Here is a 15,032-nt window from a genome sequence, read left to right as displayed (position 1 = left end):
AGAGGAAAATGCCGGACGCAAACGCAGTTTCAAGCGAAGCAACACGTAACCGCTATCTCGAAGGAGACAGAAGTTATGATTTAAGGAAGCATTTCGACAAATTGGAGAAGGAAGAAAAAAGCGGACTCCAAGGGATCGAAATACGTTCCACTGCGAAAGCATTAGGAAAAGATGATTTTCTAAAATTGCTTATCACCCAGCTTTCTTCTCAAGATCCTACAAATCCGGTAAAAGACCAGGACTTCATCGCACAGATGGCTCAGTTCTCTTCTTTGGAACAGATGAATAATATTTCCCAAGGCATTGGCAAGATGAGTAACCGCCAAAGCTTCTCTCTTGTAGGAAAAGTGGTCTCCGGCCCGGATTTCGTGACCGGAGAGAACGTAGTAGGAATGGCCGGCGCATTATTCTTTGACGGAGAAGGAAAGACCTTCGTCCGTGTGAATGGCAGAACGGTAGAGGTTGATGCGATTACTTTGATCACGGACCCGAGCGTTCTAAACCAACAGGAGGCAGGACAACCTGCTCCTAAGAGTGTGGGCGCTTCTTCTCCGATGGGAGCCCCTGCGGCACAATCTGGAGCATTACAAAACCAGAATGCAGCCCCTGCATTGCAAAACCAACAAAACGCATCTCAGAACGAATCTTCTTCCGAGCAATCGTTTGAAGAATCTTCCAGCGGAGCGCCTGGCTGGAACTTTCCAGGCAAACCGAACAATAACAGTTATTAATTAAATAGAAAATTTCGAGGTATAAGCGCCATGATGAGATCCCTTTATTCTGGAGTATCCGGTCTGAAAAACCACCAAGTGCGGATGGACGTGATCGGTAACAATATTTCCAACGTGAACACTCACGGTTTCAAAACGGAACGTGTTACTTTTCAAGACATGATCTCCCAAGAGCTGAGAGGAGCTTCCGAGCCGAAAGAGAATATCGGAGGGGTAAACCCGCAACAAGTAGGTCTCGGAGCATTGATCGCCGCGATCGATAAGATCATGACCCAAGGCGCTCTGCAAACCACGGGTAAGAATACCGACGTGGCTATCTCCGGAGAAGGATTCTTTATCGTTAAGGATGGGGACAAACAATTCTATACCAGGGCAGGCGCTTTCAACCTGGATAAGAACGGATACTATGTAAACCCTGCAAACGGACTGAAGGTCCAAGGCTGGAATTCCCGTTTGGACGAAAAAGGGAATAAGTATATCAACTCTTCCGCTTCCATCGAAGACATTATAATTCCGGTATACTCTAAAGAACCTGCAAGAGCCACTTCTAAAGTGGATTTCAGATCCAACTTGAATTCTTCCGTACAAGCCGTCCCGCCTGACGCGACCCAAGAAGAGATCACTGCCATGATCAACGATCCGGATCCTAAGGCGAGAAGAGGACATGTTACTACGATCAAGGTTTTTGACGACCAAGGTGCTGAGAGAGAATTCAAAATGGAATTCTATAAAGTGCGCGAGAATACCTGGAAAGCAAGAACCTCTTTGACGGATGCGACCCAACTTTCCGTAGACGTTGCTGCTACCGGCGGACAGAACACCCAAATGCCTGGATTGACCGAGCTAGAGTTCGGATTCACTCCGGACGGTAAGATCGTTTATGTTTCCGACGGAACCGATGTGATGAACACCGGTAAATTGAATGCTAAGGTTTCCTTCAAACTTCCTGGAAATCCTCAAGTCCAAAGCTTCGACCTTTCCTTGGGAGAAGCGGGAATGGTAGACGGGATCACTCAGTTCTCTTCCGACTTCACTACAAAAGCGGTGAAGCAAGACGGATACACCATGGGATATCTAGAGTCCTTCTCTATCGATAATTCCGGAACCGTCACTGGGGTCTACTCCAACGGGATCAAGCAACCTCTCGCAAGGATCGCGACCGCTGTTTTCAATAACCCGGCCGGTTTGGACAAGGCGGGAGATACAATGTTTGCCTTCTCCAATAACTCCGGAGAGCCTTTGATCGGAGAGGCAGGGATCGCAGGAAGAGGTAAGATCAACGCAGGTCTATTAGAAATGTCGAATGTGGATCTATCCGATCAGTTTACGGATATGATCGTTACTCAGAGAGGTTTCCAAGCAAACTCTAGGACGATCACCACTACCGACCAAATGCTCCAAGAGGTTTTAGGATTAAAACGTTAATATAATTAACAAAGTCTCCTAATCAATTCATCAGTTGCGCCCGTTGGAGAAATTCCGCGGGCGTTTTTCTTTTGTGAGGGGCTAATCGCCCAATTCCGATTGCAGTATTATTTCTTTTTAATAGTATGTTCTTTAGCTAGACCAGAGACTGACGCTGTGAGAGAAAAAAAGAAAAAGACCGTAACAAAGACGAAACAGGAAGAGAAGAGTAACCGTTTCAAATCCGTATTTTTATCCAATCCGGAATTGTTCCGAGACTGGGATCCTGAGGAAACCGACTCGTTTGCCGGTCTTTTCGAATTTAAATCAGTAAGCTCCGGCGCAGTCCTTATTCCTTCCGAAAAGACTTCCGAGTGGTTCTATTTTCTCTTAGAAGGGAATTGTGAGGAATTCACAAAATCTTCTTCCGGAGAAGAGTTGATGATCCGCCGTTTGGGTCCGAATTCCCATTTTGGGGAGGCGGGATTCTTCCATTGGAAAGAAGGGAAGTTCGGAGTACGAGCGGAAAAGGATTCGAAACTGCTTCGGATCAGTTCTAAACATTGGAAAAAATGGGAGTTAGAACATCCGGAGACTTCTAAACGCTGGAAGGAAAGACTAGAGACCAATCGATTTTTCAGAATGGCTTCGTATGAGCCGAGCCATAAAGAGCTATTGGAATTTATTTCAAATATAGAACTGCTATTTCATATAGATCGCAAGAAGATCGGGGAATTGCTCCCTCACTTAAGATGGTTGTATGTGCCTGGCGGAGAAAGACTGATGCTCCAAGGAGAACCAGGAAATTCACTTTTCGTAATATTGTCCGGAAGATTTAGATACAGCGTTACCGACGACCAAGGAAATATCACTGGAGAAGGGGAGTTCGCAAAAGGGGATATCATCGGAGAAATGTCCCTACTCACCGGGGAGCCTCGTTCCGCCTCCGTGTATGCAGTTCGTTCTTCTCAGGTGATACAGATCTCTAGGAACGGGTTCCGGAAATTTATCTCGGATTCTCCGGAAGCGCTCTTTCATATAACGGAGACGATCGCCAGACGCTTAGGACAAAAGAATCGGGAATCCGACCGACTCGGTAGAAAAGTCCATACAATTGCTTTAGTTCCCGTCACGGAAGGATTTCCTCTCCGTGACTTTTCCAACGAACTTTCCAAATCCTTAAAATCATTCAGTTCGGCAATTTCCGTAAATGAGGAAAAGCTTTCTAAATTCCTGAAAGAGAAGAAGCTACATCAGAAAAATGGAATACGATTCGGGATACCCGATATTCTTTCCTGGTTCGGCGCATTGGAAAAGGAATACGATAACGTAGTATTCGAACTGGATCCTGCAGGAGATCCTCTTTGGACGGAAGCAAGCCTGAGACAAGCGGATCGTATCCTTCTACTTGCGGAAACTGGACGACCTATTCTCAAAAACGCCTATTCTTGGAATTTAATCCAAGGAGAAAGTCTTGGCGAAACAATGAAAGAGTCCCTGGTATATTTAGAGGATTCTTATACTCGTTGGGAAGAATTAGAGGCCCTTCTTCATCAAATGCCAGGCCAAAAACTGATCCTAAGAAAGAACAGAGCAGGCGAATTCGATCGGATCGCAAGAAGATTAGAGGGCAAGTCGGTAGGTATCGCACTCGCCGGTGGGGGAGCAAAGGGTTTTGCTCATTTAGGATTACTCAGATCCTTATCGGAAGCTGGGATCCCCATCGATCTGATCGGAGGAACGAGTGCCGGTTCCATCATGGCAGGATTATTCGCCATGGGCTATGGATTCGACGAATCTCTTCGGTTGATCAAAGAAGTCTGGATAGAAGCAAAGCTTACCAGAGATTATACTCTTCCTTTCGTTTCTCTTTTGAGAGGAGCGAGATATTCCAAGGCGATCAAAGAATTCTTTGGGAATCGAAAGATAGAAACATTATGGATCCCTTTCTTAGCGGTGGCTTGCGATCTTACGAATTCCAAGCCAAAGGTATTCGAGGAAGGAGAAGTATGGAAGGCCATTCGTGCGAGTACTTCCATTCCAGGGATCTTTCCTCCTTTCTATTCCGAAGGTTCCTTGTATGTGGACGGAGGACTTTGGGACAACCTTCCCGGTTCCTTGGTGAGAAGAAAGGGAGCAAGCGTACTCATCTCCGTAGATTTAGGGGCGGGGTCTCAACCGAACAAGGACAATACTTATGGACAACTTGTCGAGTCCAGATTCCCGGGAGAAGGGCCTTCTGCCTTAACACTTCTGGGAAATCAATTCATGAAGAAGGAGCAAAGATATTCCTATCCTCATATAGGAGAATTGTTCATGAGATCTATGTTATTGTCTAGCAGGAATAATCTGATCAAGACCAAGGAGAACTCGGATATATTCGTAGAACTGCCTGTTCGGGATTTTTCCACATTCGATTGGGACGAATATAGAATATTATACGAGTTAGGCTATGAGCATTCTCAAAAATTCGTAAAGGATTGGGCCAAGATCATTAAAGACAAAGTATATTCCGAAAAAAGGAAGAATTAGGTAGATCTTCTCTATTTCAGGATCCGTAATTTAAAATAATTCTATATGCTGGAATCCGAGTTTACGTTCGTCTTATGAAAGACATCAGGATCTGCGCCTGCCTTGGGCTTCTTTACTTTAAACCGAACGCATGTTTTTCGACTAAGAAGGAGCCGGACGGGCTTAAAAAACTCCTTTTCATGATTTTGAAAGTAGTCCAGGATGGATCGGAATGGAATCCAAGTTTCAGCAATATATCGTAACGGATTCCAAAGCTCTCGGCCAGAGATTGACTATTCTTAGAAATAAGATGCAGCCGGAACTTCTTACTCTCGAGGAGTTCTTCGAGTCCGTTTCTATCCGGGACACTCCTCAATTCGTTAATATTGTCTTTTATATCTCCAGTTCCAGTCTAGAAGCTGAACACAGTAAGATCCGAGAACAGCTCAAGATAAACCCACTCATTTTAGGTAGGTTTATATTAAACGCCGGCCTTGGATACGAAGGATACAAGAATACCGAGGTCGAAGACGATCTCATCTTCGAAGTGCTTCCGGATTCCACAAGCGACCTGAACTTATGCAAGGCTCTCGCAAACGCATTCTTAAATCTGCAAATGATCACGGATCAATTCGATCTATTGCACAAGATCAATACTGCAAAGTACGAGATCAATCGACTGACCAGGATCGGTATCAGTCTTGCCAACGAAAAAGACTTCGACAAACTATTGAGAGAGATCCTCTACAGTGCGAGAGAGATTTCCAATGCGGATTCCGGTTCCTTGTATTTGGTAGAGCAGGACGATATCGGTTTCGTAAAGAATCTTCGGTTTAAGATCTCTGCATTGAGCATAGATACGGAAGAGTTCATTCTTCCGATCAATAAGTCCAGCATTGCCGGCTATGTGGCCGAAACCGGAAAGGTCCTGAATATTCCGGATGTGTATAATCTTCCGGATCCATCTGAGTTCTCCTTTAACGGCAATTTCGATCTTCTTTCCAATTATCACACAAAGTCCATGCTCGTGGTCCCGATGAAGGGTCATAGAGGGGATGTGGTCGGAGTTCTGCAGCTGATCAATCGCAAGAGGAACTTCAGCCAGAAATTAACTGTGGAACAAATGAAAGGAGAAGAGATCCAACCTTTCGACGATTACTCGGCGCAATTGGTACTTGGAGTGGCTGGTCAGGCTGCCGTAGCTATTCAGAACAATTATCTATTGAGAGAGATCGAGACCTTATTCGAGGGATTTGTTACCGCTTCCGTAAATGCGATCGAGGCTCGGGATCCTACCACAAGCGGTCACTCTTTCCGAGTGGCACAACTCACTGTCGGTTTGGCGGAGACCCTAGATGCGGTTAGCGAAGGAAAATATAGGGATACGAAATTCAATAAGGAACAGATCAAGGAGATCCGTTATGCTTCCCTTCTGCACGACTTCGGAAAAGTAGGGGTAAGGGAGAAGGTTCTAGTAAAAGCAAAAAAGCTGGAAGATCTCGAGATCGGTCTGATCGATTGGAGATTCAGATATCTTAGAAAGGACTTCGAATCCAAATTAAATATTCGAAAAATAGAATATTTAAAAAAACACGGAAATCTGGGCTATTCTGAGTTCGAAAAAGCGATCGAATTCGAGTATGCCGAAGAATGCAAGCGACTGAATTCCATGTTCCAGATCATCGCTCAGAGTAACGAGCCTTCTATTCTAGAAGAGGCAAATTCCCAGTTCCTAGAAGATATCGCCAAAATGCAATACATCACAACGGAAGGAGAGAATGTGGAACTCATCTCTCCTTACGAGTTCAGTTTCTTGACCATCCGAAAAGGATCCTTGGACTTTGATGAAAGAAAGGAAATAGAATCCCATGTGGAGCATACCTTTCAGTTCTTGAGCAAGATCCCTTGGACCAACGATCTGAAAATGGTCCCTGCAATCGCTCATGCACATCATGAAAAGTTAAATGGCACAGGTTATCCTAGAGGACTTGCGGGTGAAGATATACCAGTGCAGTCCAGGATCATGACTATCTCCGACATATTCGATGCGCTTACGGATCAGGATCGTCCTTACAAGAAGGCAGTTCCTTTGGATCGGGCCTTGGATATCCTAGAGATGGAAGCCAAGGAAAATCATTTGGATAAGGATCTTCTGAAAGTATTCATAGAAGCGCGGGTCTGGGAAAGACTCAATCACGCTCAAATTAAATAATCATAATATTAAGGTTCTTCCTTGGACCAGATCCCTACTAGTTTGAGGAAATGATCTCCTCTTTCTTCGAAATTCTTATATAGATCGAAGCTCGCGCATGCCGGCGAGAAGACTACGGAAGACACTCTGGCCCTTCCGGATCGAACAGCCGTTTTGATCTGGGAAAAACCTTCTTCCAGATTGTCGGCTTGGATCAAATGAGAACCCAAGATAGGGGAGATCTCAGATGCCCATTTTTCCCTGGCCTCTCCTATGAGTAAAACCCAGCCAATTCCGGAAGAAAGGAATTCCTTTAAAGGCTCTAAAGGTTCTGCTTTTGGCCTTCCACCAAGGATCAGAAAGGTTCCCTTCTTGTCCTTCCAGGTGCTTAAGCCAGCTAACATACTGTGTAAATTCGTGGATTTGGAATCGTTGATAAAGGAGACTCCCGCTGCCTTCCCCGCATATTGAAAACGATGTGGAAGTCCCTGGAATGTCCCTATCAGCCTCTGGATATTCTCCGGTTTCGCGCCGATTGCCTCGGCTGCGAGAATGGAGGCCGCAAGATTCTCCAGATTATGCCCGCCGGGAAGCGGAAAAGATCTCACATCGTATTTTGCCTGGGAGGTTTGGACGGTTTGTTCTTCGTCGGAGATAAGAGCATGATTCCCGGCTTCTCTTCCGAAGACCAAGATATTGCAGGACCAGTCTAGTTTTTGGATCCTTTCTTTAAATAATTTTGAACTAGTTACTAAGGTATGCTTCGGATTCTGGGAGTCTACGATGCGAGTCTTAGCCTCAAAATATTTGTCCAAGGACTTATGCCTTTCTAAATGATCCGAGGCCAGATTTAATATTACAGATACATTAAGTTCTAATGGACCGGAGTCTTCTAATTGGTAGCTGGAAAGCTCTAGGACGGTAAGCGGGATCGGCTTCATGCAAAAATCACTGAAGGCGAGCCCTATATTCCCGCCTGCGGTCGCTCCCGGAAAATCGTTCGAAACCAAATGGCAGGTGAGAGAAGTGGTGGTGGATTTTCCATCTGTACCGGTGACGCCTATTAGCTTTCCTGAATAGAACGCTCTCGCCAATTCCACTTCGGAAACGACAGGGATCGCAAGTGCAGCAGCTTGTAATAAAATAGAATGGGAAGGAGAGACACCAGGACTCTTCACTATAAGCGCAAGAGGAAGAAGATCGGAAAGTGAAATGTTCTCTTGAACATACTCTACCGAAGAATCAGGGATCGGTTCCGAGTTGCATAGAACTGGAATGGCCTGTCTTTCTTTCAAGAGTCGAAGAGCTGCCTTACCGGAAACTCCTCCTCCAAGAACCAGGACCTTTTGGCCCAATAGGGAAGTCGGAAAATTCTTCATGGCGGGGAACTTGGTTGACAGGCTATTTTTTGGACCAAGAATTGTCTCTAATTTATCTCTAAGGGTAGGTTCCTTTGCTGGATCACAAGGTACAGGACGGAGTTCTAATAGTTTACCTCAAGGGACGTCTAGACGTCTCCATCGCTAACGAGGTCGAAGAAAATCTGAACGATCTAATCGATAACCAAGGGCATACCAAGGTTATCCTGAATATGCAGGATGTGGACTATATGTCTTCCTCCGGTTTTAGAGCCTGTATTTCCACGTTGAGGAAATTAAACGCAAAAGAAGGCGGGTTGAAAATCTGCGGGATCAAACCTGCCGTAAAAAGGATTTTCGACGTGATCGAGCTCACCTCTCTATTCGATATTCGCGAAACGGAAGAAGAAGCCCTGAAAACCTTCCGTTCCTGACCGATGGCTTTACATCGGGTTCTACAGGAGATCGTAGAGACAAAAAAGAAAGAGATCGAGTCTATACCGGTCTATAATCCGTCTCCGTTTAAAGGGACCGGATTATGGCAGTCTCTTCGTTCCAGAAAATTTTCCATTATCGCCGAATGTAAAAAAATGAGTCCTTCTTCCGGAGTGATCCGGAAAGAATACGATCCTCTTGCGATCGCAAAGACTTATTCGGAATGTGGTGCTTCTGCGATCTCTGTTCTTACCGACAAGCAATACTTCGGCGGGGATCTATCGCATCTTCGGGAAATCTCCTCTTCTCTTCAGATCCCAATATTAAGAAAAGATTTTATTATAGATCGGAAACAAGTCCTGGAGGCGAGAGAATTCGGAGCGGCGGCAATTCTTCTGATCGTCCGGATCCTTACTCCCGAAAAACTCTCCGAACTGATCCGTGAGGCTAGAAACCTGAATATGGATGTTTTGACCGAGATCCATACGGAAGAAGAGGCCGAGATCGCAAGTAAGGCAGGGGCCAATATTGTAGGAGTGAATACCAGGGATCTGGACGATTTCTCCATTCACAAGGATCTGGTTCCCAAGGTAGCAAATAAACTTTCTCCGAATATCGTGAAAGTAGGGGAGTCCGGAGTGAAGAGTAAGTCCGATCTGGACGAATTTCGTCCTCATGTGGATGCGGCTCTTGTGGGAACCTATTTTATGGAGAAGGAAGATATCCGTAAGGCTTGGCTGGAGTTGTTTTAGCCTTCGTCGGAATTTGAATTCCGCGTGATGGGCGATAAGGGCCCCGCCCTTATTTGGGTGGGGGCCGGTGCGGTGGTACACGAAAACCTCTACCACAAACTCAATTCTCTTACAACTCTAAAAAACCCCTAACTTTCTTGTGGGAACTCCTCCATTTCTGATTTGGAAAAAAATTATTGCTCCTTCCGTCACTCGGCCTGTAGAATGCCCTTTCGTCTTTTCAGGCGTGGAGGGAAGATTATATGGCATTCGAAGATTCGGGAGAGGGCGGAGGAATACTCGGCTCTATTGGAGAATCCATCAAAGGGATCTTGGCTGGGGTAGTGCTATTCCCCGCCTCTTTATTTTTGATCTACCAAGTGGAGACCTGCGAACAAGCAGGCGCCGCATTGAAGGGGGCCGTTCCCGCTTCGCAAGCGCATTCGGGGGTCGCCTCTTACGTAACCGGAAAATTATCCGCGAGTCCTCTCGGAGGAGAATTCGTAAAACCGGGCAAATACATTTCTTATAGTCAATCTTCGGAAGTTTATGCTTGGGAAGAAACAAGCAAAGAAGATTCAAACAAGAAGAAGACCTATGATTGCAAATTGGACTGGGTCTCTTCTCCCACAAATCCTCGGGATTTCAAATCTTCCACATGTAAATCGAAACCGTATCATAAAAGCACTATTGTCGACAGGAACTCCTATGCGTTCGACGCAAGGATCAAGGGAGAAGACGGTAAGACCTATACGGTCTCTCTTGGCGATGTGGATCTCACTTCAGAAGTAAGTTCCGTCGTTCCGGAGGGGGGACAGTTGAGCAGAGGGATTTTGGAAGAAGGGCACCTCTATTTATCCGAAAAATGCGCTCGGGACACTGTAGAAGGATGCGAGCGTATCAGTGTAAGTGTAGTCCCAATCCCTGAGGAGAATATGACCTTTGTGGGTTCGGTAAGCGGGACCACTGTGGGAAAATTCACGAGCAAGGAAGGGAATAAATTTTTAAATGCATCTATCGGTGATTATCTTACCACTATGAAGGACATTCAAAGCGACGACAATACTCAGAAATGGATTATGAGAGGCCTTTGCTTTGCAGTTATGTGGGTAAGTTTCATCCTTCTCCTCGGACCACTCATGTCCCTGCTCAGTTTTATCCCTTTCGTAGGAGAATTTGGCAAGGCAGCTCTTTCGATCGTACTTGGGATCATTGCCTTACTGATCACTGCAGTCACAATTCTACTCGTGAAATTCTGGTATATTTGGCTGATCTTAGGACTTGCTGCGATCGGCTTTGCGATCTATAAGAGGAGAGCCGCTGCAAGCGCTTAATTTTAGATCGAAAATCTGAATTTCCAAAAGGTCGGGAAGCTTTTCCCGGCCTTTTTTATTCGTTGGTTTTATATTATGGAATTAGAATATTATGGAACACAGATTAGAACTCGTTCTGAGAGTCGAATTCCCGCCTGTTCTTAAATTATTTCCTAAGGAATACTTTACATTTGGTTTACAGGGGGTCGAAAGCCCATTGTCAATAAATATTTGACAAATTGATTCCTTTCTCACCCTTCCTCTTCTTATTAAAAACGGTCAAGATCAGCTAAAAATCGGCAATTTTATCGAAAATAAGGGACGTATAAGAGGTTTAAAAATAACGGCCGTTATCTCAATTTTGGATAATTATAGTGAAAAAAAGCCTTGTGTAGTCCGTTATAATATGTACCAGTATAGCGAATGATACAACGTTAGAACGATTGATATAAAAAAAGATTGATGTTTTTTCAGACTGGTGTATAAAGAAAGGCCGGCTGGGTAGAAAAACATAACGTTCGTTCTAAAAAGCGAATCAAAGCCCAGCGAGGTTTTAGGGATGAAGATGCTGCCAATAGGAGAAAAAGCTCGGGGAACTACGTGCCTTCGAGATTTTAAGAAATTTATAATTTTCATTTCTCTTATATTGTCATTATTCGGCTCTTGTTCTCATGCCGGTACTGACAATAGCGGTGTAGCGCAATTTTCCGATAATACGGATACATATACAGGGGTTTCCCTCTTTACTTTCTTAAATCCCTATCCTGTGGTGAAGAGCTTTTTCACCGGTTTGGACCCTATTTCTTTTAATTCTGCCTTGGGAGATGCCCTCTCGGAAGCGCCTAGATTGGACAATTTAGGGACAATTCGGGCGATGGAAGCGGCCCTTCTGCAAAGCCGTACGGCGATCCAAACGCTTTCCTTGGGTCTTGCAGACCTAATCGATAAGCTGCAAACTTCGAATCCTACTGCGTATTCCGATATGCAACCGGTTTTGGAGAAGATACGTCATTACGATCATCCTGTGATGAGAAACCTGATCCCTTTGAGCGCGAATCAGCTATTAGTAGAATATAATACACATACCGCTGACCAGATCACGACCTCTATTCATGATACTGCGGATATCCTTACTGATCCGGATACATTAGATAACCTGCATAATATTGAAGATTTCTTATTTAAGTCCTTAAAATTAAACGCGAACTTCCGTACGGGAATGGAAAACCTATTAGGCGGTTTCTTTGCTCCTTCTCTTCTTACGGATCGCTCTCTGAAAAATGGATTTATTTCCATAGTCTATGACTTGGGAGAGATGATGTATAAGGCGGCTGGTTTTGCCGACGAGCTTACTCCTCAGACTTCCTTTAAACAATTCATTGTACATGCTGAGAATTTCTTCACAGTAAATTCTGCCGGAGAGCCTACTCCGAACGAATACTCTACGAATGCGGCATATAATTCTCCTGGGGGCACTTTGCATCCGGCAGAACTGGAGACCATGTTGAGAGATCTTTTTGGCGTGATCAAAGCTCTCATCTTTCCTGCAGGTGACGTGACGGTTAACGTTCTTAAGGAGACTGCTAAAAACGCATATACTTTGGATTTCATGAGAAATTCCACCGGCTCCAGCCAGACATTCCGCGATCTTCTTCAATTCGATGGAGATGGGCGAAACCGTCAAACCGATGTGGACAGTCGTCCACTTTCTTCTTTGGAGAGCTTGTTCATCGTCTTAACTCTCGCAAATAATTACGGTTTTAGATGGAACCCAACAGGCACCCAAACCCAGAATAACGCATTGACCGACACAGGTTCTGTGACTACTGGCGGAGAGTTGACTCTGGGCGACGCAATGTTCAGCCTGGGCTCCATCATCGGTTCTTCTGATAATTTCAATTTTAAGAATATTACAGAAAATAGTAGGACCGGAGGAGCGACTGGAAATACGAAAGTGTTCCGGGACGAGACACCTGATACCGGCCCTGCTAGCGCGGATGTTTACCGTATCGGATTCAATACAAGGGTACTTTCTATTTTAGAGGCCCCGTCTAGAGGAGTAACTCTTCCGATCACGGATACTTCTACCGGAACTGCAGCTTTAAATGAATCCCAATTCGATAAGGTGTACAATAAGACAGTTCCTTGGATGCTGGATTGGATCGTAAAAGTCACTCTGGAAGGCTATGGTCCTTATTATAGCCAAACAGATTCTGGCGGAAATCCGATTGCGCCTAATGGTAATCTCCTTCAATACCAGCCAACCTGGAAGACTTCTCAGTATTATATCCAAGTAATTCCTCGTACAGGAATGACCTCATCCACTCGCTTGGCCTGCGATCCGAATCCGAATGGCACGGCTGTCACTAATGCAGCTACTGCAATCGAGACAGAATGTAGGATCTATATGGGAGGTTCCCAAGAAGGTGCTACGAATCCTGCCACTGCAAATCCGGGAGCCACCAAGGGAATTTACAGTATTCCGGAGACTATTTCTGCTCCGATCCAAGTTGCCACTGCAGAAGAGGCTTTTTATCGGAATTTGCAATGGCTTCTCTATGAGAAACGCTTTGTAGCAGTCTTGCCTGTGAGAGCTAAATTGGCAGCAACAGTTACATATGAAGAGGCCTTGTTCATTACAGCGATCGGGAACGGGATCCTGGGAATGATGAATCTTTCTCCGAATTGTGCTCCTACCAAAGACAATTGCACAAACTATAATGGCTATTGGCAGAAGAAGGGAACTCCGATTAAATCCTTCTCCGGAAGCCAGAACGGTCCATGGGAAGTGATGGGAACCGATTTACAGGATATCTCCAATATTCCGGCGGACTCAGTCTTCTTCATGGAAGGTTGGGGATACGGATTGGCTGGGGATGATGTTTTCCAAGTAACTGCGGTGTATTCAGCGTTATTCCCTCTTTTGATCCCGGATCCTACTACCGCTTACGGAATGATCCCTCCTACGATCTCTCAGAACGCAGGCGTGATCAAGCAACTCGGTTTCTTAGGAACTGCGGATGTTCCTTCTACATCTGCGACCCCTTCTGATCCGAACTGGACTAACCGAAATCGTCTGACTCCGTTCATCGTGGCACTGGCGAAGGCATTGGGAGATGATGCTAAGATCCCTGCTAACCGTGCTGCCGGAAACAATCCGTACAAAGTCTTCACAAATCTGGCGGAGATTTTCTCCAGACCGTATTTGTTTTACGGACCGGATACCACTGCGGTAACGGGGAATAATCTACCTGCGACTCCTTCTTTCAATCAGATCCGCACAGTGGGGATCGGTTCCGGGATCCGAAACGGAGCAGCTACTCCTGTAGAATATAAGCCTTCCAAGAATTATAGAAGTCTTTTGAGCGTTCTGATCGAAGGAAACGCTTTGGATGGAAGCGGTAACGAAACAAACGATCGGAACCGGATGACAGACGGTCCCTTAGATCTATTAAGTAAAACTGATATTCTTTCCGGACTCATTACTTTCACCACGAATCTGGGGGATCCGAATAAGACGGATGCTAGGGACCAGATCATGAGTGGCCTTCAACTCATTTTGGGAGAGACCAAGCTATGGTCCGATTGCGGTGGAAAGGCGAACTTCGACACGAACTGTCCGAATCAATTCTCCGTCGATGTGGCCTTCGATTGGTTGACTGTTCGGATTGCGGATAATTACGATGCGATGCCTCGCAATAATCTCTATGACTCTTCTTGGAGCAAGATAGACGATCTCGTGAGAAGAATGAGGGACTATGTTTCCAAGACTTCCGGTTGGTCCTTGGTGCGCTCCTTGGACTTCTTACTGGATCTCTTGTTGGATATCCAGATCACTGCTACTGATGTAACCAATACTCTGGATCTTCTCTCTTCTCTCTTGTATAAGGATGATCCGGCTCCTCCGGGATATATTCGGACGTATACGATTTCCGATATCCTTTCCACGAGTCTTCCTCCTGTTCTGGATGCTATGGCTCCTTATGGAAAGAGCTTGTATGCTACCGGTTATCAAATGGGCAAACCGGGAAGTTTCTTCACCTATATGGAAAATCACGCCTATATGGCGCCTCATTACACCGTGGCGGATCTATTCCAAAATACGAAGGTCCTCTTAAGATCTAATATGATCCAGACCCCATTTATGGACAATCGAGCCTTCCTGTATTCTGCTGGGACCCTCATCGGGTTGTTCGGCGATATTTATGAGAAAGGCCGTCGCTTCTCCGGCGAGGATGCCTTCTTCTATGACAACTGGAATGATAATCAGCCTACGTCCACCTATTGGGACGATTTGAACGCAATATTCTCTTTAAGATGAAAAAGATAGAAATAAGAAACAGGAAGATCTGATAGAA

At 45.3% G+C, this 15,032-nt stretch carries 9 protein-coding genes; 8 read left to right on the top strand and 1 reads right to left on the bottom strand.

What is annotated here, in order from left to right:
- Positions 1-8 precede the first annotated feature (8 nt).
- From EHO57_RS12540 to EHO57_RS12525, 4 genes are all read left to right on the top strand, one after another.
- The gene (locus EHO57_RS12540; protein ID WP_135643615.1) at positions 9-731 is read left to right on the top strand and encodes a flagellar hook capping FlgD N-terminal domain-containing protein; all 723 of its coding nucleotides are present in this window, start codon (positions 9-11) and stop codon (positions 729-731) included.
- Positions 732-761: 30 nt separating this feature from the next.
- A complete protein-coding gene (flgE, locus tag EHO57_RS12535; protein ID WP_135643613.1) occupies positions 762-2,156 on the top strand; it encodes a flagellar hook protein FlgE in 1,395 nt (464 codons plus the stop codon).
- Positions 2,157-2,312: 156 nt separating this feature from the next.
- Complete coding sequence (locus EHO57_RS12530) at positions 2,313-4,667, top strand: patatin-like phospholipase family protein (protein WP_135643610.1); 2,355 nt, start codon at positions 2,313-2,315, stop codon at positions 4,665-4,667.
- Positions 4,668-4,878: 211 nt separating this feature from the next.
- Complete coding sequence (locus EHO57_RS12525) at positions 4,879-6,858, top strand: HD family phosphohydrolase (protein WP_135643608.1); 1,980 nt, start codon at positions 4,879-4,881, stop codon at positions 6,856-6,858.
- 8 nt (positions 6,859-6,866) lie between these two features.
- Here the strand turns inward: EHO57_RS12525 and murD are convergent, their stop codons facing one another.
- The gene (gene murD, locus EHO57_RS12520; RefSeq protein WP_135643606.1) at positions 6,867-8,216 is read right to left on the bottom strand and encodes a UDP-N-acetylmuramoyl-L-alanine--D-glutamate ligase; all 1,350 of its coding nucleotides are present in this window, start codon (positions 8,214-8,216) and stop codon (positions 6,867-6,869) included.
- 74 nt (positions 8,217-8,290) lie between these two features.
- Here murD and EHO57_RS12515 point away from each other — a divergent pair, with 74 nt between their 5' ends.
- From EHO57_RS12515 to EHO57_RS12500, 4 genes are all read left to right on the top strand, one after another.
- On the top strand, positions 8,291-8,629 hold the full coding sequence (locus EHO57_RS12515) for an STAS domain-containing protein (protein WP_135586835.1): 339 nt from the start codon (positions 8,291-8,293) through the stop codon (positions 8,627-8,629).
- Positions 8,630-8,632: 3 nt separating this feature from the next.
- Complete coding sequence (locus EHO57_RS12510) at positions 8,633-9,382, top strand: beta/alpha barrel domain-containing protein (RefSeq protein WP_135643604.1); 750 nt, start codon at positions 8,633-8,635, stop codon at positions 9,380-9,382.
- 242 nt (positions 9,383-9,624) lie between these two features.
- Positions 9,625-10,695 (top strand): TMEM43 family protein, encoded by a 1,071-nt coding sequence (locus EHO57_RS12505; RefSeq protein WP_135643602.1) that lies wholly within the window; start codon positions 9,625-9,627, stop codon positions 10,693-10,695.
- A gap of 538 nt (positions 10,696-11,233) precedes the next feature.
- Positions 11,234-14,995 carry a hypothetical protein gene (locus EHO57_RS12500; RefSeq protein WP_210410013.1) on the top strand — a complete coding sequence of 1,254 codons (3,762 nt, stop codon included), beginning with the start codon at positions 11,234-11,236 and terminating at the stop codon, positions 14,993-14,995.
- The last annotated feature ends 37 nt before the right edge of the window (positions 14,996-15,032 follow it).

The organism is Leptospira langatensis, assembly GCF_004770615.1.
Classification (GTDB): Bacteria; Spirochaetota; Leptospiria; order Leptospirales; family Leptospiraceae; genus Leptospira_B; species Leptospira_B langatensis.
The sequence above is the reverse complement of the archived record's forward strand: the minus strand, read 5'-3'. Positions and strand labels throughout refer to the sequence as shown.